This is a genomic window from Falsiroseomonas sp. (assembly GCF_051859025.1).
Lineage (GTDB): Bacteria > Pseudomonadota > Alphaproteobacteria > Acetobacterales > Acetobacteraceae > Falsiroseomonas.
Window position 1 is genome coordinate 1 of record NZ_JBHYGL010000018.1, and the last position, 20830, is coordinate 20830.

12 protein-coding genes are annotated in these 20830 nt (G+C 73.0%); 7 read left to right on the plus strand and 5 right to left on the minus strand.

All coding sequences use genetic code 11. The features are described from left to right. Nucleotides 1-102: 102 nt before the first annotated feature. Nucleotides 103-2151, minus strand: coding sequence for a hydantoinase/oxoprolinase family protein (locus ACTIE5_RS16760; protein WP_439550846.1), 2049 nt, complete (start codon nt 2149-2151; stop codon nt 103-105). Beyond that, the gene (locus ACTIE5_RS16765; RefSeq protein WP_439550847.1) at nt 2148-3800 is read right to left on the minus strand and encodes a hydantoinase B/oxoprolinase family protein; all 1653 of its coding nucleotides are present in this window, start codon (nt 3798-3800) and stop codon (nt 2148-2150) included. The genes ACTIE5_RS16760 and ACTIE5_RS16765 overlap by 4 nt, the downstream gene beginning before the upstream one ends. Before the next feature lie 150 nt (nt 3801-3950). Here ACTIE5_RS16765 and ACTIE5_RS16770 point away from each other — a divergent pair, with 150 nt between their 5' ends. From ACTIE5_RS16770 to ACTIE5_RS16795, 6 genes are all read left to right on the plus strand, one after another. Next, nucleotides 3951-5495: a hypothetical protein gene (locus tag ACTIE5_RS16770; protein WP_439550848.1), complete on the plus strand. Its 1545-nt coding sequence runs from the start codon at nt 3951-3953 to the stop codon at nt 5493-5495. A gap of 21 nt (nt 5496-5516) precedes the next feature. Then, nucleotides 5517-7013, plus strand: coding sequence for an AMP-binding protein (locus ACTIE5_RS16775; protein ID WP_439550849.1), 1497 nt, complete (start codon nt 5517-5519; stop codon nt 7011-7013). After that, nucleotides 7010-8428, plus strand: coding sequence for a DHA2 family efflux MFS transporter permease subunit (locus ACTIE5_RS16780; RefSeq protein WP_439550850.1), 1419 nt, complete (start codon nt 7010-7012; stop codon nt 8426-8428). The genes ACTIE5_RS16775 and ACTIE5_RS16780 overlap by 4 nt, the downstream gene beginning before the upstream one ends. Before the next feature lie 99 nt (nt 8429-8527). Then, nucleotides 8528-13669, plus strand: coding sequence for an MG2 domain-containing protein (locus ACTIE5_RS16785; protein ID WP_439550851.1), 5142 nt, complete (start codon nt 8528-8530; stop codon nt 13667-13669). Continuing rightward, nucleotides 13669-15339: a penicillin-binding protein 1C gene (pbpC, locus tag ACTIE5_RS16790; protein WP_439550852.1), complete on the plus strand. Its 1671-nt coding sequence runs from the start codon at nt 13669-13671 to the stop codon at nt 15337-15339. Before ACTIE5_RS16785 ends, pbpC begins: the two co-directional genes overlap by 1 nt. Then, the gene (locus ACTIE5_RS16795) at nt 15225-15614 is read left to right on the plus strand and encodes a hypothetical protein (protein WP_439550853.1); all 390 of its coding nucleotides are present in this window, start codon (nt 15225-15227) and stop codon (nt 15612-15614) included. The genes pbpC and ACTIE5_RS16795 overlap by 115 nt, the downstream gene beginning before the upstream one ends. A gap of 6 nt (nt 15615-15620) precedes the next feature. Here ACTIE5_RS16795 and ACTIE5_RS16800 read toward each other — a convergent pair whose 3' ends face one another. Further along, nucleotides 15621-16256, minus strand: a complete 636-nt coding sequence (locus tag ACTIE5_RS16800; protein ID WP_439550854.1) for an RluA family pseudouridine synthase — start codon at nt 16254-16256, stop codon at nt 15621-15623. Between the two features lie 61 nt (nt 16257-16317). Here ACTIE5_RS16800 and ACTIE5_RS16805 point away from each other — a divergent pair, with 61 nt between their 5' ends. Further along, nucleotides 16318-17232 carry a PfkB family carbohydrate kinase gene (locus ACTIE5_RS16805; RefSeq protein ID WP_439550855.1) on the plus strand — a complete coding sequence of 305 codons (915 nt, stop codon included), beginning with the start codon at nt 16318-16320 and terminating at the stop codon, nt 17230-17232. A 30-nt stretch (nt 17233-17262) separates the two neighbouring features. Here the strand turns inward: ACTIE5_RS16805 and ACTIE5_RS16810 are convergent, their stop codons facing one another. Next, entirely contained in the window at nt 17263-19833 is a 2571-nt protein-coding gene (locus ACTIE5_RS16810) for an ATP-binding protein (protein ID WP_439550856.1), read from the minus strand. Between the two features lie 12 nt (nt 19834-19845). Beyond that, nucleotides 19846-20811: a response regulator gene (locus tag ACTIE5_RS16815; protein WP_439550857.1), complete on the minus strand. Its 966-nt coding sequence runs from the start codon at nt 20809-20811 to the stop codon at nt 19846-19848. Between the last annotated feature and the right edge of the window lie 19 nt (nt 20812-20830).

A 20830-nucleotide genomic window follows, 5' to 3' on the forward strand; every position in this document is an offset into this window, starting at 1 on the left:
CCGCCAGGGGGGAGACCCCCCTGGACCATCGTCAATTGCTGGGTTCCAAGGGCCCCCTTGCGTCTGACGGTCGGTGCCGGGGGGCCGAGCCCCCTTGCGGCCTTACCCCACCATCACCTCCAGCCACCCCCGCGCATCCAGCCGCGCCACATCCCCCGGCAGCAGCAGCACCGTCGTCGTATCGCTCTCCACGATCGCCGGCCCCGCCACGGGTTGCCCCGGCGCCAGCGTCGTGAAGGCGAAGACCGGCAACTCCGCCACGGCACCCTCCACGAAGGCGCGGCGCGTCACGACAGGCGTGGCGGGCGGGCCATCGGGCAGTAGCGGCGCGGGCAGGGGGGGCAGGCGGCCCACCGCGGCCACGCGCGCCGTCACCAGCACCACCTCCTCCCCCCGCAGCGCATAGGTGAACAGCGCCTCATGCCGCGCATGGAAGGCATCCGTGAGCGCGGCGGGCAGGCCCGAAGCGGGCCAATCCACGGCGTCCAGCGGCACGCCGACCTCGAAGACCTGTTCGCCATAGCGCATGTCGGCGCTGCGGCGGATGGCGGGGTCGCCCGCCATCCATTGCGCCATGCGGTCCCGGGCCGCGGCTTCCAACTCGGCGAAGAGCGCGCGGATCGCGGGTTCATCCGGCAGCCCCGCGGCCCCCACGAGGCTGCGGCTGACCTCGTAGCGCAGGTCGGTCTGCAACATCCCCCAGGCGGAAAGCCCCGCCGCCAGCAGCGGCACCGCGACCCTCGACATGCCGAGGTCCCGCGCGACCGCGCTGGCATGCAGCCCCGCGGCGCCGCCGAAGGACAGCAGGGTGAAGCCCCGCGGATCGACGCCGCGCCGCACGGTGGCCACGCGGATGCCATCCGCCATGGCGACATTGGCCAGCGCATGGATGCCCGCCGCACAGGCCATCCGGTCCAGCCCGAGGCGCCCCGCCAGCCGGTCCACCGCCGCTTCCGCCGCCGCCCGGTCCAGGCTGCGCGCCCCGCCCAGGAAGCGGTCGGGGTCCAGGTAGCCCAGCACCAGATTGGCATCCGTCACGGCGGGTTCCTGCCCGCCGCCGCCATAGCAGGCCGGCCCCGGCACGGCGCCGGCGCTGCGCGGGCCGACGCGCATCATGCCCCCCGCGCCGACATGGGCGATGGACCCGCCGCCGGCGCCGAGCGTCACGATGTCGAGGCTCTCCAGCGCGATGCGCTCCCCCCCCACCACGCGGCCGCGCCCGAGTGCGGCTTCCGCATCCTCGATCAGCGCGACATCGGTGGAGGTCCCGCCGACATCGAAGGTGACGAGGTTGCGGCCCAGCCCCGCCCGCGCCAGCGCCAGCCCCGCCGCGACACCGCCCGCGGGGCCGGACAGCGCCGTGCCCGCCGCCAGCCGCGCGGCCTCCGCCACCGGGGCCACGCCGCCATGGGAGAGAATGACGAACAACGGCCCGTGGAACCCCCCCTCCGTCAGCCTGGTTTCCAGCCGCGCGAGATACCCCGCGACGATGGGGCCCACGGCCGCGTTCACCACGGTGGTGGAGAAGCGCTCGAATTCCTTGATCTGCGGCAGCACGTCGGATGAGAGGGTGACATAGACGCCCGGCATGGCGGCGCTGACCGCCGCGCCGGCGGCCTGTTCATGCGCGGGGTCGCGCCAGGAATGCAGCAGGCACACCGCGACACCGGCGACGCCTTCCGCCTTCAGCGTGGCGATGGCGGCATCCAGGGATGCGGCGTCCAGCGCCGTCTCCACCGTCCCATCGGGGCGGATGCGTTCGCGCAAGAGCAGGCGCAGGCGGCGCGGCACGAGCGGCGCCGGGACGGGCAGGCGAAGGTCGTAGCGTTCGGGCTTGAGGCCCTCCCGCATCTCGATCACGTCGCGATGGCCTTCCGTCGTGATCATGCCGATGCGCGCGGTGCGGCGTTCCAGCAGGGCGTTGGTGGCGACGGTGGTGCCGTGCACCAGGCGCTCCGTCACTTCCAGCATCTCCGCCACCGTGACGTGCAGCATCGAGGCCAGCACGGCGAGGCCATCCAGCACGCCGCGGGACTGGTCATCGGGCGTGGTGGCGGCCTTGGCGAGCAGCGTCGCGCCATCCGCGCCGACGCAGACCACGTCGGTGAAGGTGCCGCCGACATCGACGCCGATGCGATAGGGACCCATCATCGGGGGAGATACCCTTCCGCCTTGTCGGCCTCGATCGCCGCGGGATCGCGCATCGTCTTGTCGCCCCAGCCGCCGCCGCCGCCGGACCGCACGATCAGCCGGTCCCCGGGTGTCAGCACCACGCCGGCTTCCTTGGTCTTCAGGTCACGCTCGCCGCCATCGGCATGGCGCAGCGTGTAGTGGTGTGGCGCGCCATCCTCGCCGCCCAGCATCCCCGCCGCGCCATGGCGCACGCCATCGCCGGCGGTGTTCGCGCGGGCCTCGCCCTCCGTCTCGATCCGCAAATCGAGTTCGGCGCCGAGGCCGCCGCGATACTGGCCCTCGCCCCCCGATCCCGGGCGCAATTCGTGGTGGGCGAAGAACAGGGGAAACCGCGCCTCCGCCATCTCCACGCTGCCGAATTTCAGCCCGCCGGCGGAATGCCATTCGCCGACGGAGGACCACCCATCCCCCTTGGCATGGCCGCCGCCGCCGGGCCGGGCATGGAACAGGTGCCAGACAAAGCGCCGCCCGCTGCGGCGCGGGTCCGTGCCCTGGATCGCGACCCGGAAGCGCCGCCCCCAGCCGCCCATGGCGCGGTCCGGGCAGGCCGGCGCCAGCGCCTTGACGATCGCTTCCACGATCTCGTTGGAGCAGTGGCTGGTGCAGAGCGTGACGGCCGCGCCGGGCCGGGCATTCACCACCGCGCCCTCCCGCGCCGTCAGATCCAGCGCGCGGAAGGCGCCGTCATTCTTCGCGACCTCGGGGTCCAGCAGATAGGCCAGCGCCATCCGCGCGGCGGAAAGCGTGTTGGGCCAGGATGAATTGACGAAGCCCCGCACCTGGTCGTCCGACCCCGAGAGATCGACGGAGACATGCCCGCCGCGCTTGCGAACCTTCGCGCGGATGGTGATGTCGGTGGCGCCATGCCCGTCATCGTCGAGCACGGCCTCGCCCTCGTAATCCCCATCCGCCCATTCGCCGATGATGCGGCGCGCATGGGCCTCCGACAGATCGAGGATCGCGTCCACCGCCGCCGCCAGTTTCGCGCCGCCATGGCTGGCCAGCAGCGCATCCATGCGCTTCGCGCCGAGCCGCGCCGCGCCCCACATCGCCATCAAATCGCCGGTGAAGTCGCGCGGGATTCGCGTGTTCAGCGCCAGCATCCGGACCAGGTCGTCGCGCAGCACATCACCCTCGCCGAGGCGGATCGGCGGGATGCGGATGCCCTCCTGCCAGATCTCATGCGCCGCCGGGTTGTAGCCGCCATGCGTCGCGCCGCCGATATCCGATTGGTGCGCGCGCACCACGGCGAGGAAGCGAAGATGCCCCTCCCCGAATACAGGCTGGATGATGGTCAGGTCCGGCAGATGCGAACCGCCATGCCAGGGGTCGTTCAGCAGGTAGCAATCGCCGCGCGCGATCCGCCCGCCGAAGGCATCCAGCACCGCCTGCGCCGCCAGCGGCATGGCGCCGACATGGACGGGGATGTGGTCCGCCTGCGCGACCAGCCTGGCGCGGTCGTCGCACAGCGCGATGGAGAAATCGCGGGAGGAGTTGAGGATCTGGGATGTCGCGGTGCGCAGCAGCGCCTCCCCCATCTCCTCCACCACCGCGCGGAAGCGGTTTTCCAGCACCGCGAGGGTCACGGGATCGGGCGTCTCGGTCATGGGCGCGTTCATGGGCGGGACGGTCCCGCCGCCACCGGCCGCCGTCAAGCCGGGTGCGGGGCGATACCGGCGCGCGCGCACGTGATCGTCTCGGTTCCGAACCCTTGGGCAGGTGGCGCGCTTCGCCCGGGGGAAGGGCATGGGGACCCGATGTACGTCACGCGCATGACCACGGATGCCGCCCAGCCACGGGGCCACGCTTCCCGCCGCTGGGCCGCGGCATCCCTGCTTCTCCTCCTGCTCCCCTTCCTGCTGCGAGCCGTCGCGCTGCCGGCCAGCGTCCTCGATCCGGATGAGGGTCTCTACCTCGTCCAGGCCATCGCCTGGCTGAAGGGGGGATGGCCCTATTTGGCGGTGTGGGACATGCACCCCGTCGGCGCGCCCGGCCTGCTGACCGTCGCGGTGGCGCTGGCGCCGAGCCCGCTGGTCGCGCTGCGCCTGGCGGGCATGGTCACGGTGGCGGCGACTTCGCTGCTGCTGATGCGCCTGGTGATGCGGCTTGGCGCCAGCCGCGCGGCCGGCTTCGCGGCCGGGCTGCTCTATGTGTGCCACACGCTGGTGCTGGGTGGCCTCGCCACCAACACGGAAATCCTCTTCGCGCCCTTCATGGTGGCGGGTGCCACGCTGATCCTGGCGGAGACGCTGGCGCCCGGCGCGCCGCGGCCTGGCCTGGTCTTCCTGGGCGGCCTCTGGTTCGGCTGCGCGCTCTGGGTCAAGCAGGTGGTGGGGCTGGAGGCTTCTTCCCTCTGGCTCACCATGGCGATCGTCGTGCTGGCCGAAAGGCGGGCCGGCATCGCGGGCGTGCTGCTGCTGGCGCTGGTTTTCGCGGTGGGCTGCGCGCTGCCCACCGCCATCACCGCCGGCGCCTATGCTGCCCAGGGCGAATTCGGCGCGTGGTGGAACAGCAACGTCACCGTGCTGATGAACTACGCGGCGGTGGAGGATGGATCGCCCGGCCTGCGGCGCGGCCTGGCGGCGGCGCTGGGCTTTCTCCTGTGGCTGCTGGCCGCGGCGGCGCTGCTGGGCCTGGCCCCGCGCCCCGCGATCCGGCGCGGCGCGCTGCTGCTGCCCTGGCTCGGCGCCGCGGTGGTGCAGGCCGCCGCGCCTGGCAAGTATTTCGACCACTACTTCCTGATGCTGCTGCCGCCGCTTTGCGCCCTCGCGGCGCTCGGCTTGCAGGCGGCGGCCATGCGCGCGGCGCGGCGTGGCGCGCGGGCGGCCGCGGTGGTGGTGCTGGCCGCCGCCATCGCCGCACTGCCCGTCTCCGCCATGCTGCTGCCGCGCCTCGGCCATGGCTTCGGCTGGCGCGGGGCGGACCCCCCCGCCCAGGTCGCCGCCATCGCCCAGGCGGAGATCGGGGCGGAGATCGGGGCGGAGGTGGCCGCCGGCGAAGCTCTGTTCGTCGCGAACTGGCACCCCGTGGTCTATGCCCTGGCCGGGCTGGACCCGCCGACCCGCTTCGCCTTCCCCGGCCATCTGGCCGGCCTGCATGCGGGGCTGACGGGGCTCGACCAGGATGCCGAGCTCGCCCGCGTGCTCGCCCTGCCGCCGCGCATCATCGTGGTCGCGCCATCCCGCTGGTGGCTGGTGCGGCCGGAGGCCCGCGTGATGATCGAGGCCGCGCTGGTCCGCTATGATCGGATCGCGGCCATCCAGGACGGGGAAGGCGTGGTGGAGGTCTGGCGGCGCCGCTGAGGCCGCCGCAAGATGGGGCCCATGCCGCGCCCCGCCACCCTGACCCAGCTCCTCGAATCCACCGCCCGGCGCTGCCCGGATGCGCTCGCCCTTGGCGGGCTGACCTGGGCGGAGGTCGCCGTCACGGTGCGCCGCCTGGCGGGCGGCCTGGCCGAGGCCGGGATCGGCCCCGGCGACCGCGTCGCCCTCTTCCTGCCCAACCGCCCCGACTTCCTGCTGCTGCTTCTGGCGCTGGCCCGGCGGGGGGCGACGGCGATCCTGCTGAACACCCGCTTCCGCTCCGCCGAGATCGGCAATCTGCTGGAACGCGCCGCCCCCAAGGCCATCGCCATCGCCCGGGACTTCCCCGCGGTGAATGCGGAAGCGGTGCTGGAAGCGGTGCCGCCCGCGCAGCGCGCCTCGCTCCGCCTGGTGCTGGTGATGGATGGGCGGGGCATGGACCGCATCCTGGACCTGCCGGTGAAGCGCCGCGCGACGCTTGTTTCGGCGGGTGAGGCCCCGGACCTCGCGACGCCGGATGCCGAATGCCTGACCTTCACCACCTCCGGCACCACCGCCGGGCCGAAGCTGGTGCTGCACCGCCAGGCCTCCATCGCGGGCCATGCGGCGGATGTGGCGGCGCGGATCGGCACGGGGCAGCCGGGTGCGGCGCTGCTGGCCGCCGTGCCGCTCTGCGGCACCTTCGGGCTCGCTTCCGCCATGGCGGCGCTGGCCGGTGGCGCGCTGATCGCCTGCATGGAACGCTTCGACGCGGCGGAAGCCGATGCGCTGATCCGCGCCCAGTGGATCACCCACATGGTCGGCGGCGATGAATTGCTGCTGAAGCTGGCGGAAGCCGCGAATGGCCGCCCCTATGCCCCCTTCACCTTCACCGGCTTCGCCAGCTTCCACGGCCAGGCGGCGCGCGTGATGGAAGTCTCCGCCGCCCTCAACCTGGCCGTCCGCGGCGTCTATGGCAGTTCGGAGGCCCAGGCCCTGTTCGCCCTGCAGGACCCCGCCGGCCCGCATGCCGCGGTGGGCGGCGGTGTCCCCGCCAGTGCCGAGGCCGGTTTCGCGGTGGCCGATGACGCGGAATTGCTGCTGCGCGGCCCCTCGCTCTTCGACCGCTACCTCGGCGACGAAACCGCAACCGCGAATTCCCGCACGGCGCAGGGCTGGTTCCACACCGGCGACCTCGCCACCGCGCAGCCGGAGGGCGGCTTCGCCTTCATCACCCGCCGCGGCGATGCGCTCCGCCTGGGCGGCTTCCTCGTCTCCCCGGAGGAGATCGAGGGTTTTCTCCAGTGCCAGCCCGGCGTGGCGGCGGCGCAGGTGGTGGAGGCGCAGGGCAAGCCCGTCGCCTTCGTCATCCCCGGCGATGGCTATGACGAGGCGGCGCTGATGGCGGCCTGCCAGGCCAGCCTGGCCCGCTTCAAGCAGCCGGAGCGGATCATCGCCATCGAGGCCTTTCCCGTCACCGATGGCCCGAACGGCCCCAAGATCCAGCGCGCCGAATTGCGCCGCATGGCGGCGGGGTGAGCCCACCGGCCAAGGACCGCGACCCGCGCACGGTCGCCGCCATCGTCGCCTCCGCGTTGTTCATGCAGAACCTCGACAGTTCGGTGGTCGCCACCGCGCTGCCGGCCATGGCGCGGGACCTCGGCGTGGATGCGGTGCATCTCTCCGTCGCCATCACCTCCTACCTCGTTGCCCTGTGCGTCTTCATCCCCGTCTCCGGCTGGGTGGCGGACCGCTTCGGCCCGCGCCGCGTCTTCATGGCGGCGATCATCGTCTTCACCTTCGCCTCCGCCCTCGTCGGCCTGTCCCAGGGCATGGGGTCGCTGGTCGCGGCGCGCATCCTGCAGGGCATCGGCGGCGCCATGATGGTGCCGGTCGGCCGCCTGCTGCTGCTGCGCCGCGTGCGGAAGGAGGAATTGCTGACGGCGATGACCTGGCTGACCATGCCGGCGCTGCTCGGCCCGGTCTGCGGGCCGCCGCTCGGCGGGTTGCTGACCGATGCGGTGTCCTGGCGCGCGGTCTTCTGGATCAACCTGCCGGTCGGCGCGCTCGGCCTGCTACTGGTCTGGCGCTTCATCCCGGAGGTGGAGAGCCAGGACCCCGGGCCGCTCGACATCAAGGGCCTCACGCTCTGGGGTCTGGCGCTGGCATTGCTGGTGACGGGGCTGGAGACGATCGGCCGCGGCGTGGTGCCGGGCTGGGCGACCGCCGGGGCCATCGTGGCGGGGCTGATGGCGAGCATCGCCGCCGTGCTGCATTCCCGCGCCTCCGTCCGCCCAGCCGTCGATCTCTCCCTGCTCTCGATCCGCAGCTTCGGCGTGCCGATGGTCAGCGGCACGCTGTTCCGCGCCGGTGCGGGCGCCGTGCCTTTCCTGCTGCCGCTGTCGCTGCAACTGGTCTTCGGCCTGTCGGCCAGCGGCAGCGGGCTTGTCACCTTCGCGACCGCGCTGGGGGCTATCGCCATGAAGCCGATGATCCGCCCGCTGCTGCGGCGCTTCGGCTTCCGCCGCATCCTGATGGTGAATGTCGTCATCGCCGCGGCCGGCGTCGCGGCCTGCGCGGCCTTCACGCCTTCCTGGCCGATGGTCGCGATCTTCGCCGTGCTGGCGCTGGGCGGGCTTTCGCGGTCGCTGCAATTCACCTCCATGGCCACGCTGTCCTTCGCGGATGTGCCGCAGGAGAAGCTGGCCGCCGCCACCGCCATGTCCGGCACCATCCAGCAATTCTCCGTGGCGCTTGGCGTCGTGCTGGGATCGCTGTCGCTGGAGGCGGGGATGTGGATCAGCGGCCAGGCCACGCCGCAACTCGCGGAATTCCAGCTCGGCTTCCTGATCGCGGGGGCGATGATGCTGGTCTCCTTCCTCGGCGTCATGCGCCTGCCGCCCGATGCCGGGGCGCGGGTGTCCGGCCACGGGCCCAGCGCGGGCCGCGGCTGAGACCGCCCCCGCGAAACGCGCGTAACCCTTTCGTCGCTGCCCCGCGGCGCGGGCGCGTGCCATGCTCGCCCCCAAGAACGCCGCCTCACGGAGCCGTCCATGACGTTTCGTCGCCTGCTTGCCCTGCTGCTCATGCTGGGCTGGCTGCTGCCCGGCGGTTTCCTGGCCGGCGGTTTCCTCTCCGGGGGCGCCCAGGCCTTCGAGCTGCCCGGCCTGTCCGGCGATGCGCAGCGCTACGAGGCCGGGCTGACCCGTCGCTTCCCCGCCGGCGGCACCCCCCAGCAGCGCAACCAGGCCGAAACCCGCGCCCGCGCCGCCGAGACGCGTAACGACTGGACCGCCGCCGCCACGGCCTGGGAGGAACGGATCGGCGCCGGCCAGGCAAGCGCCGACCATTGGATGGCCCTCGCCTCCGCCCAGCTTCGCCGCAACCCGCCGGAGGCCATGCGCGCGCTGCAGGCCGGCTGGCAGGCCTTCATGCTGGTCCCCGGCGGCGCGCCCGAAATCCCCTCCCTGGTCGTGATGGCGGAGGCGCTGCGCCGCCTCGACCAGCCCGCCTGGCAGTTGCAGGCGCTGGAGGCTGTGGTGGAACGCGCGCCCGATGACGCGAAGCATCGCGAGGCGCTCGCCAGCGCGCGCCGCGCCGCGGGGCTGCTGGTCCGCCGCTTCCGCACGGAACCGGATGCCGAGCCCGCCCGCGCCTGCCTCGACTTCACCTCCGCCCCCGCGCGGCGGAATGACTGGCAGCCGCAGGATTGGGTGCGGGCCGAACCCACGATCCCCGGCATGGCCGTGGTGCGGGAAGGCGATGCGCTCTGCGTCGCCGGCCTGCCCTGGGGCGCCACCACCCGCCTGACGCTCCGCGCCGGATTGCCCGGGGAGGACGGGCTGCGCCTGCTGCGGGACGTGCCGGTGAATGTCGCGATGCCCAACCGCAGCGCCCGCATCGCCTTCGACAGCCGCGCCTTCCTGCTGCCACGCGGGCAGGAACCCCGCGTGACGGTCGCGACGGTCAACGTCACCGCCCTCTCGCTCCGCCTCATCCGCGTGACCGAACGCAACCTGGTGCCGCTGACGCGGGATTGGCGCCCGGGCCAGCCGATGGAGGATTGGACGGCGGAATACCTTGGCGAGGATATGGGCCGCGTGGTCTGGGAAGGCCGCGCCGAATTGCCCGCCACCACGCTCAACCGCACCAGCCGCAACGCCCTGCCGCTGCCCGACGCCATCCGCAGCGCGGGCCCCGGCCTCTACATCCTGGTCGCGCGGCCCGGTGACGGCCAGGCGCGCGGCGCGGCCTCCGCTTTGCCGATCCTCGCCACGGATCTCGGCCTGACCGCCTGGCGCGGCCCGCAGGGCATCGCCGTGCAGGTCCGCGGCTTCACCGATGCCGCGCCGCGCGGCGATGTGCGCCTGGCCCTCCTGGCCCGCAACAACGACGTGCTGGCGGAAGCGACCACCGGCGCCGATGGCATCGCCCGCTTCAATGCCGCCGCCCTGCGCGGCCAGGGCAACCTCGCCCCCATCGCCATCCATGCCTTCGCGGCCGATGATTTCGCGGCGCTGGATCTGGAAACCGCGTCCTTCGACCTGTCCGATCGCGGCGCCGCCGGCGCGCCGCATCCCGGGCCGCTCGATGCCTTCGTCTGGCTGGACCGCGGCATCTACCGGCCCGGGGAGGTCGTGAATATCGGCGCCCTGCTGCGCGATGCCGGCGGCCAGCCCGTCGATGTGCCCGCGCGGCTGCGCATCAAGCGCCCCAACGGCCAGGTGTTTTTCGAGAGCGTCCCCGCCCGCGTGGCCGGCGCCGCCTTCGTCGCGCCCGTGACGCTGTCCGCCACCGCCCCCGTCGGCGCCTGGACGGTGGAGGTCCTGGCCGACCCGGACGCGCCCCCCATCGGCACGGCCAGCTTCCGCGTCGATGCCTTCGTCCCCGAACGGCTGGAGATCACCGCCGGCCCCGTCACCGGCCAGCTTGTGCCCGGCCGTGCGCTGGAATTGCCCGTGCTGGCCCGCTTCCTCTACGGCGCGCCCGGATCGGGCCTGACCGGCAGCGCCGAACTCCGCCTCTCCACCGACCCCGAGCCCTTCGAGGCCTGGCGCGGCTGGCGCTTCGGCCTGATGGAGGAGAGTTTCGCCCCGGACCTCATCACCGCCGACATCCCGGAGACGGATGCGGAAGGCCGCGCCCGCGTGCCCCTGCTGCTGCCCGCGGCGCCCGACACCACGCGCCCCGTGAAGGCCGACATCACGGTCCTGATGGCGGACCCCGGCGGCCGCACCAGCGGCGCCCGCCTCTCGCTCCCCGTCCGCGCCGCCGGCACGCTGCTGGCCATCCGCCCGGCCTTCGAGGGTGGGGCGGTGAATGACGGCGCCGAAGCCGGCTTCGACATCGCCGCGGTGAACCCCGATGGTGCCGCCATCCCCGCCAATCTCCGCGTCCGCCTGGTGCGGGAGCGTCCGGATTGGCGGATCGTCGTCCGCGAACGTCTGGCGCGCTACGAGACGGTCTGGCGCGACGAGCCGGTGGACAGCACGGAAATCCGCGTCGCTCCCGGCCAGCCCGGCCGCTTCGCGCGGTCGCTTAGTTTCGGCCGCTACCGGATCGAGGTGACGGAGCCGTCTGGCCTCGCCATCGCCAGCTACCGCTTCCGCGCGGGCTGGGCGCAGGCGGAAGCGGCGGAGGTGCCGGACCGCGTCGATGTCGCCGCCGATCGCCGCGCCTATGCGGCCGGCGACACCGCACGGCTGCGCATCACCTCCCCCTTCGCCGGCCGCGCCAGCGTGGCCGTGCTGACCGACAGGCTGCTCTCGACGCAGGAGATCGAGGTGCCGGAGGCCGGCGCGGAAATCTCCATCCCCGTCGATGCCGCCTGGGGCCCTGGCGCGCATGTCGCCGTCACGGTCTTCCGGCCCGGGAACACGCCCGCGGGCCGCCCCGGCCGCGCGCTCGGCCTGGCCTGGATCGGCCTCGACCCCGCCGCGCGGCGGATGGAGGTCGCGATCGAGGCGCCGCAGCTCGCCCGCCCGCGCACCCGCATCGATGTGCCGCTGAGACTGACGGGCGCGACCGGCACGGCGATGGTCACGCTGGCGGCGGTGGATGAGGGCATCCTGCGCATCACCAGCTTCCCATCCCCCGACCCCGTCGCGCATTTCCTCGCCCGCCGCCGCCTCGGCCTCGACATCCGCGACGATTACGGCCGCCTGATCGCACCGGCGGAAGGCGATGCCGCCGTGCTGCGCCAGGGCGGCGATGGCATGGACGCTTCCGCCATGCAGAACATCCCGCAGCGCCTGGTCGCGCTGTTCAGCGGCGCCGTCACGGTGAACGCCGACGGCACCGCGACCGTGCCGCTCGACCTGCCCGATTTCGCCGGCGAACTCCGCCTGATGGTCGTGGCCTGGGACGGCAACCGTATCGGCAACGCATCCCGCCCCATGACGGTGCGGGACCAGGCGGTGGCGGAGGTCATGCTGCCCCGCTTCCTCGCCCCGGGCGATGAGGCCCGGCTCCCCCTGCTGCTGCACAACATCGAACTCCCCGCCGGCGTCTTCTCCGCCACGCTGACGGCCACGGGCGCCATCGAGATCGCGGGCCCCCCGCGGCTCGACCAGTCCCTCGCCACCGGTGCCCGCGCCGCGCCCTTCACCACGCTCCGCGGCACCATGGCCGGGGAGGGGACGATCCGCCTTGCCGTCACCGGCCCCGGTGGCTTCGCCGTGACGCGGGAGAGCACGATCACCATCCGCTCCTCCCGCCCCGCCGTGACGGAGGTCGCGGTGCGCAGCCTGGCGCCGAATGAATCCGCGCCGGTGGCCCTGCCATCCGACCGCTTCATCCCCGGCACCTGGCGCGCCACCGCCAGCTGGGGCGCGCCGGTGCGCTACGACCCGCAGGCGCTGCTGCGCGCGCTGCGCGGCTTCCCGCTGGACTGCCTGGAACAGGCATCCTCCCGCGTCCTGGCGCTCTCCTACGCCCCCGCGAATGCGGATACGGCGCAGGAGGACCAGGCCCTGCTCGGCCGCGCCGTTGCCTCGGTTCTTGATCGCCAGCGCTTCGATGGCCGCTTCGGCTTCTGGTCCGCGGAGGGCTCGGTCCATCCCTGGGCCAGCCTCTACGCGACCGAGGCGCTGCTCCGCGCCCGCACCGCCGGCGCGCCCGTGCCGGAAGCCGCGCTCGCCGCCGCCTTGCGGGCGGCCGACGAGGATGTGGAACAGACCCCGGACAACCCCGAGGAGTTCGCCGCCCAGGCCTATCGCGTGCACATCCTGGCGCTGGCCGGCCGCAATCGCCTTGGTGCCGCGCGGCGCCTGGCGGAGCAGCTGGACCAGCTGCCGACGCCACTCGCCAAGGCGCAACTCGCCGCTGCCTTCGCCCGCGCGGGTGATCGCGGCCGGGCGGAGACGATCTTCGCCGCCGCGCTGGCCAACCCCGCCCGCAACGTCTGGTACGGCGACTACGGCAGCGCAACGCGGGATGCCCTGGCTTCCGCCCTGCTGCTGCGCGAATCCGGCGTGGCGCAGGATCGGCTGCCGGCCCTGATGGCGCGTCTGCCTGGAGCGGACCTCACCCCCGCCACCACCAACACCCAGGAACAGGCCTGGGCCATCGCCGCGGCCTTCGTGCTGGGCCGGGATGGCAGGCCGGTGCGCATCGCGGTCGGTGACCGCGACCTTCCCGTGCAGCCCATCGTGACCCAGGCCCTGACGGCGGCCACCACCGCCCGCAACCGGGGCGATGCGCCGGTGGCGCAGGCCGTGTCCATCACGGGTGTGCCGACCTCCCCCCTGCCGGCGGCCTCGCAGGGCATGCGGGTGGCGCGGCGCTTCTACGACCTCGCCGGTCAGCCCGTGAACCTCGACACGCTGCGCGCCGGCGCCTCCATCATCCTGCTGCTGGAAGCCCGCAACACCACCAATGACCGCATGCAGGCCATGATCACCCAGGGCCTGCCGGCGGGGTGGGAGATCGCGGGCCGCCTCGGCCCGGGCGACGTGCCCGGGATGCCGTTCCTCGGCACGCTGACCGCCCCGGAATCGCAGCCCGCGCGGGATGACCGCTTCGCGGCAGCGGTGGAACTGACGGCCGAACAGCCGCTGGCGCGCCTGGCGGTGCGGCTGCGGGCCGTGACGGCGGGCCGCTTCGAACTGCCGGGGCTGGAGGCGCAGGACATGTACCGCCCCGGTGTCTTCGCCCGGCAGAACGCGGCGCGCATCGTGGTGCTGCCGGCCGAGTGATGCGGCGCATCGGCTTCGCGCTGGTCGCCCTGGTCGCGGCGGTTGTCGCGGCCGATCGGGCGCTGCCGCCCGACCTCTCCCGCCTCACGGCGGGGGTGGAGGTGCTGGACCGGCACGGGAGGACGCTGTCCGTCCTGCCCGCGCCCGGCGGCGTGTGGCGCCTGCCGACCGCGGTGACGGACGTGCCCCGGCACCTCACGGCGATGCTGCTGGCGGCGGAGGACCGGCGCTTCCGCTGGCACCCCGGCGTGGACCCCATCGCCCTGGCCCGCGCCGCCGTGCAGTGGGTTCGCGCAGGGCGCGTCGTCTCCGGCGGATCGACGCTGACCATGCAGGCCGCCCGCCTGCTGGAACCGCGTCCCCGCACGCTGCGATCCAAGCTCATCGAGATCGCCCGCGCCCTGCAGCTGGAAGCCCGCTTCACCAAGGACGAAATTCTGGGAGTCTGGCTGACCCTCGCACCGCAGGGCGGCAACCTCGAAGGGCTGCGCGCCGGGTCGCTCGCCTGGTTCGGCCGCCCGCCCGCGCAGCTGGATGCGGCGGAGGCCGCGCTGCTGGTCGCCCTGGCCAGGCGGCCGGAGGCGCTGCGCCCCGACCGCCACGCGGATTCCGCCCGCCGTGCCCGGGATGCCGTGCTGCTGGCCCGCGCCGCCGGGGCGGGCGCCGTCAATGCCGATGAACGCGCCGTGGCGCTGGCCGAGCCCGTCCCCGCCCGTCGCCTTCCCATGCCCCGCCTGGCGCCGCATCTGGGGCGGGAGGTCGCGCGCGGCGCCGCCCCCGGCGCCCGCATCGCCACCACGCTGGACCGCGACCTGCAACGCGCGGCGGAACGCCTGGCGGAGGAAGCACTGCGCGGTTTCCCCGATCGTGCCGCCCTGGCGCTGATCATCGCCGACGTCGAAAGCCGCCATATCCGCGCGCTCGTCGGCGGCAGCTTCGGCGTGGAGTCGCGGGCGGGGATGCTGGATTTGACGCGCGCCATCCGCTCCCCCGGCTCCGCCCAGAAACCCTTCCTCTACGCGATGGCGTTCGAGGCCGGCGTGGCGCGGCCCGACACCATCGTCAGCGACATCGCGCTGCGCTTCGGCAGCTATGCGCCGGAGAATTTCTCCCGCGAATTCACCGGCCGCGTGACCGCCGCCGATGCGCTGCGCCAGTCGCTGAACCTGCCCGCCGTGGCGCTGCTGCAGGAGGTCGGCGCGCTGCGCTACGCCGCCGCGCTGAAATCCGCCGGCAGCCCGCCCCGCCTGCCGCCGGGCGCGGAGCCCAGCCTGCCGCTGGCGCTGGGCGGTGCCGGCACCACGCTGCGGGAATTGGTGGCGCTGCACGCGCTGCTGGGCGATGGCGGCCGCGCCGCGCCACTGACCGCGCTGCCCGGCCCGCCCGCGCCCCGCACCGATGTGGTCGTCCCCCACGCCGCCGCCGCCGTCGCCGGCATATTGGTACAACCCTTCCCGAATGGCGGCCCGCAGGGGATCGCCTGGAAGACCGGCACGAGCTGGGGCGGGCGGGATGCCTGGGCGCTCGGGCTCGATCAGCGCCATGTCGCGGGCGTGTGGGTCGGCCGGCCCGATGGCACGCCCATCCCCGGCCTCACCGGCCGCGCCGCCGCCCTGCCGGTGCTGGCCCGCAGCTTCGCCCTGCTGCCCGCCGCGCCGCGGCCCCCCTGAACGTCCGCCCCGCCGCCCAGCCCTTCGCCGAGGCCGCCGACCGGCTGCGCCTGCTCTTCCCCATGCAAGGCGCCGTGCTGGCGGAGGGCGGGCCCGTCACCATCCGCGCCACCGGCGGCCGCCGCCCGCTGACCTTCCTGGTGGATGGCGCACCGCTTTCCGCCGAGCGTGCGCGCCGCGAGGCCGCCTGGACCCCGCCCGGCCCGGGCTTCTATCGGATCACGGTGCTGGATGCGGATGGTGTCTCCGCCCGGTCCGAACTGCGCGTGCGGTAGGCCGCGCTACAGCCCGCAGGCCGCGACGGCCGCGCGCATATGCCCCGGCACCGGGGCCTCCACCCGCAGATCGGGCTCCAGCGGCAGCACGATGGCGCGGGCCAGCAGATGCAGTTGCCCCGCGCCGCCGCCATACATCGCATCCCCCAGGATCGGGCAGCCGAGATGCGCGCAATGCACCCGCAACTGGTGGGTCCGCCCCGTCTCCGGCGTCATCTCCAGCAGCGTGATGCCGTCGCCCCGCCCGAGCACCCGCCAGCCCGTGCGCGCGGGGTCGCCCTTGGCGTCCACCACCATCCGCCAGCCCTTGGCCGCGCTGCTGGTCTTCAGCAACCTGGCGTCGATCAAGCCCGAATCGCCCGCAGGCCCGCCCCGCACCACCGCCCAGTAGGTCTTGCCGACGCGGCGCTCGGCGAACAGCGCGTTGATCAGCGCCAGCATCGGCGCCGTCCGCCCCAGCACCAGGCAGCCCGCCGTGTCCTGGTCCAGCCGATGCGCGGGCTGCGGGTCCCGCCGCTTGCCCAGGCGCAGCGCGGGCAGGAAGGATTCCAGGCTCTCCCCGCCCCGGGCGGAGACCGGCAGCCCGCTGGGCTTGTCCAGCACCATCACCTCCGCCCCCAGATGCAGGATGCGCGCGCGCAACCAATCGGGCGGCGCAATTGCCGCTTGGCGGGAACCCCCCTGCGATGGAACCCTGGGCGCCATGACCCTCCCCGATACACGTCCGATTGTCGTCTGCCTCGGCTCCGTCGTGATGGACCACACCTTCCATGTCCAGGAGGTGGTGCAGCCGCCGTCGAAGAATCGCGCCACCTCCTATGCCCTCGGCGCCGGTGGCCTGGCGGCCAATGCCTCCATCGCCGTCAGCCGGCTGGGCGGCCATTGCGTCTTCTGGGGGCGGGTCGGCGATGACCTCAACGGCACGCCCCTGCTGGAGGCGCTGGCCGCGCAGGGCGTCGATGTCGCGCATTGCCGCCGCGCGCCCAATGCGCGCACCCCCGTCTCCGCCGTGCTGGTGGACCCGGTGGGCGAGCGCAGCATCTTCGCCTATCGCGGCGACAACCTCGGCACCGATCCCGCCTGGCTGCCGCTGCACCTGCTGGACACGGCACGGGCTTTCCTCTGCGACCCGCGCTGGCCCGAAGGCAGCGCCGCGGCGCTGGACTATTGCCGCGCGCGGGGCATTCCCACGGTGATCGACGGGGAGAAGAGCGAGACGCGCATCCTGCTCGACCTCATCCCGCGCGTCGATCACGCGGTCTTCTCCCAGCCCGGCCTCGGCAACTACGCGCCCGGCCTGAAGCCGGTGGATGCGCTGCGCAAGGCGATCGCCGATGGCTGCAAGGTCGCCGCCGTCACCAGGGGGGAGAAGGGGACGCTGTGGCTGACGGCCACGGACCCCACGCCGCGCGTGACGCCCGCCTTCCGCGTCCAGGCCACCAACACCACCGGTGCCGGCGATGTCTTCCACGGCGCCTATGCGGTGGCGGTGGCGGAGGGCATGGCGGTGGACCGCGCCATGCGCTTCGCCTCCGCCGCCGGCGGCCTGCGCGCGCGGGACGGCGCGACACCGGACCGCGCGATGCTGGAGCAGTTGCTGGTCGAACAGCCCGGCTGAACGGCTTCTTTCAGCCCGGCTGAAAGCACCCTACGCCTTCAGCTCCGCCATCAGGTCGTCGAAGGCGTTGCCCAGGTCGTCCGCCGCCTCGGGCTCCGGCTCCGCCCGTTCCTTCTGCTCGTCATTCCGCGGGAAGGCCCGGAAGCCCAGCGTCGTCTCGATCGTCGCGTACAATTCCCGCCGCGAGATCGGCTTGCTGACATAGGCCGTCATGCCAAGGCCGAGGTAACGTTCCCGGTCCCCCGACATCGCATTGGCGGTCAGCGCGATGATCGGTGTCTCCTGGTTCGGGCCCGGATTCTCGCGGATCCAGCGCGTGGCCGTGGGGCCGTCCATCTCCGGCATCATCACGTCCATCAGGATCAGGTCGAAGGGCTCCCCCTGCGCGGCATGCACGGCGTGGAACCCGTTCTCCGCGAAGGTCACCTCATGCCCGCCTGGCGCCAGCAGCGACCGGATCACCACGCGGTTCACCTCGTCATCCTCCGCCACCAGGATGTTGAGGTGGTGCACGGGCCCCGCCAGCGGCGCCTCCTCCACCGCTTCGCGATCAGCCTTCGGCTCCTCCGGGCTGACGGGCAGGGACAGGTGCACGACGAATTCGCTGCCCAGCCCCGGGCGGCTGCTCACCTCGATGTGGCCGCCCATCATCTTCACCAGGTCCCGCGTGATGGCGAGGCCGAGGCCCGTGCCGCCGAAGCGCCGCGTCGATGAACTGTCCACCTGCGTGAAGCGGACAAACAGGCGGGAGACCTCCTCCTCCGACATGCCGATCCCCTGGTCCTCCACGCACAACCGCACCAGCACGCGCTCCTCCGGCGCGGCGGGGTCGGGCTCCGCCTCCAGCGTCACGGCGATCTCGCCCTTGTCGCTGAACTTGATGGCGTTGGAGAGAAGGTTGGACATGATCTGGCGCATGCGCGTCGGGTCGATCATCACCGGCGGCAGGGCGGACCAGTTCTGGAACCACAGGCCGATGGATTTCGCCTCCGCCGCATGGCGCATCAGTTCCGACACGTCGCGCGCCAGCACTTCCAACCGCGCCGCCTTCGGCTCCAGCTCCAGCCGCCCGGCTTCCAGCTTGGAATAGTCCAGGATGTCGTTCAGCACGGTCAGCAGCGATGACGCGGACCGCGTGATCACCTCGCACATGTCGCGCTGGTGCTGGTTCAGGCCGGAATGGCGCAGCACCTGGATCATGCCGATCACGCCGTTCATCGGCGTGCGGATCTCGTGGCTCATATTGGCCAGGAATTCGGATTTGGTGCGGCTCGCGGCCTCCGCCGCCGCACGCGCCGCGGCCTGGGCGGCGATCGCGGCCTGCTGTTCCGTCACATCCGTGCAGGTCAGCAGCAGCGCGCCCTGTTCGGTGCGGATCGCCTTGGTCTCCACCCGGCTGCCATCGCCACGGGTGCGGAGGTAGATGCGCTGCCGGTGACCGCGGCGGTGGCCGATATCCGCCTCGCCCAGATGGCGCAGGATGGGCTTGATGCGTTGGCCGCGTTCCAGCAGCCGCGGATCGAGGTCCAGCAGTTCCGCCGCGCGGATATTGGCCACCAGCACGCGGCCATCCCGCCCCGCCATGACCACGCCCTGGTCCATGCCGCGCAGCGTGTCCCGCAGCGCGTGCTCGGACCGGATGCGCCGCCCCCGCTGCAGCAGCAGGAAGGGCCCCACCAGCAGCACCGCCAGGCTCAGCACCAGCCCCGCGATCACGAAGCGGTCGCGCAGGCTTCGGAAATCGGCGAAGGCGGATGCCATGTCCACGCCCACCGCCACCACCAGCGGATGCTCATCCACCTGGCGGAAGCTCAACAGCCGCTGCACGCCATCCAGCTGCCCGTCATCCAGGATGCTGCCCTGGGGCGATGCCGCGAAGGCGCGCGCCATCGGCGCGGGCAGGGTCTGGCCGATCAGCTGGCTCTGCGGCTGGGTGCCGCGCGGTGCCCAGGCGCGGATGATGCCATCCGTCCCCGCCAGCAGCAGCCCGCCCGCGCCGAGTTCCAGCAGGTCATAGGGCGCCGACAGCATGTCGGGGTCGAGCGAGATGACCATCACGCCGCCGAAGGCGCCATCGCGCGCCCGCAGCGCCCGGGTGAACTGGATGGTCTGCCGCTGGCTGACGCGGCCCATCACCGGGCGGCTGATGAACAGCCGGTCCTCCGTGGCGCCGAGATGGACGCGGAAATGCTCGCGGTCCGACAGGTCGACCGGCGTCGTCACCGTGGCGCCATTGAGGCCTGACGCCAGCAGCCGCCCATCCGGCCCGATCATCGCGATCTGCACCGTGGGCCCGCCGCCGGCGAAATAGGCGTCCGTCCATTCCAGCAGGCTGAAGCCCGCGGGATCGTGGCGATAGGCGGACTGCATGAAGCGCAGCGCCTGGTCCAGCTGGTCGATGCTGCGGATGATGTGCTGTTCGACGCTGCGCGACAGGTTCGCGGTATCGCGCTCTGCCGCGGCCTCCGTCTGCCGCGCCATCTCCCGCAATTGCAGCGCGATGCCGATCCAGATCAGGGCCAGCACCAGCGGCAGCGCCAGCCAGGGCCTGTACCGGACGAGGATGCTGGCGCGCCGCGGCGCGGGGGAGACGGTGTTCATGCCAGCATGTCCCTACCGGTCCTTCTCGGCGAATTCCGCCTGGGTCAGCCGGATGCGGCGTTCCACGATCAGCCGTTGCTGCTCCGACGCCAGCAGCACGTCGGACTGGTGGCCGCGGCGCTGGCGTTGCGCCGCTTCCGCTTCCGCAGCCTCGGCCGCGGCCACGATGCGGGCGTGCAGCGGCTGCGCGAAGGCGGCGATGTCCGCCAGCACCTTGGCGCCAACGGCCCCCGCCGTGCCGCGCACGTTGCGGTCCACGATCAGCCGCATCACCTTGAAGCCGCTTTCCACCAGGCGGATCAGGTCGGGCCTGAAGGCGTCGCCATCATCCAGGATGCGCTCGGCCTCCTGCAGCACGTCATGCACTTCGCCGGCGACCGACCCCAGCAGCGCATAGCCCAGCGTGCCGGCCTGGCCCTTCACGACATGCAGACGCCGCACCAGGTCCTGGATGGTCATGTTGAAATGCTCGGGCCGCGCGGGCAGGCGCGCAGCGATGCTTTCCAGCGTCTGGATCTCGTTCGGCAGCCGCTTCTCATAGGCATCGGCGAGGGCGGTCAGCACATCCTCCGGCACATCAGCCGTGCCGACATTCAGCCCCAGCACGCCGGCGACGCGCTTGATGACGGCCTGCGGCGTGATCGGCTTGACCAGCCAGGCGGACACCTTCAGCACCCGCCCCGCCCAGGCATCCTCCGGCCGGTTGTTGGCCGTCAGCATCACCACCGGCTTGTTGGCGCCTTCCGGCAATTCCCGCAGCCGCTTCACGAAGGTCAGCCCATCCACCGGCGCCATCTGGCAATCGCAGGTGATGAGGTCGATCTGCGACTGGCGGACGATGTTCAGCGCCTGCTCCCCGTTGGAAGCCTGGCGGACCTGGTTGCAGCCGGCGGCACGCAGCGCAGAGGTGATGACCGACCGCATGGTCGGGTCGTCATCCACCACAAGGATCGACAATCGGGCGAATTCGGTGGGCATGGCGTTCCCTGGCAATCCC

Bases quoted from the DNA above. Each gene is read 5' to 3' on its own strand.
- ACTIE5_RS16760 (WP_439550846.1), bottom strand. From the start codon at position 2,151: ATGATGGGTCCCTATCGCATCGGCGTCGATGTCGGCGGCACCTTCACC.
- ACTIE5_RS16765 (WP_439550847.1), bottom strand. From the start codon at position 3,800: ATGACCGAGACGCCCGATCCCGTGACCCTCGCGGTGCTGGAAAACCGC.
- ACTIE5_RS16770 (WP_439550848.1), top strand. From the start codon at position 3,951: ATGTACGTCACGCGCATGACCACGGATGCCGCCCAGCCACGGGGCCAC.
- ACTIE5_RS16775 (WP_439550849.1), top strand. From the start codon at position 5,517: ATGCCGCGCCCCGCCACCCTGACCCAGCTCCTCGAATCCACCGCCCGG.
- ACTIE5_RS16785 (WP_439550851.1), top strand. From the start codon at position 8,528: ATGACGTTTCGTCGCCTGCTTGCCCTGCTGCTCATGCTGGGCTGGCTG.
- pbpC (WP_439550852.1), top strand. From the start codon at position 13,669: ATGCGGCGCATCGGCTTCGCGCTGGTCGCCCTGGTCGCGGCGGTTGTC.
- ACTIE5_RS16805 (WP_439550855.1), top strand. From the start codon at position 16,318: ATGACCCTCCCCGATACACGTCCGATTGTCGTCTGCCTCGGCTCCGTC.
- ACTIE5_RS16810 (WP_439550856.1), bottom strand. From the start codon at position 19,833: ATGAACACCGTCTCCCCCGCGCCGCGGCGCGCCAGCATCCTCGTCCGG.
- ACTIE5_RS16815 (WP_439550857.1), bottom strand. From the start codon at position 20,811: ATGCCCACCGAATTCGCCCGATTGTCGATCCTTGTGGTGGATGACGAC.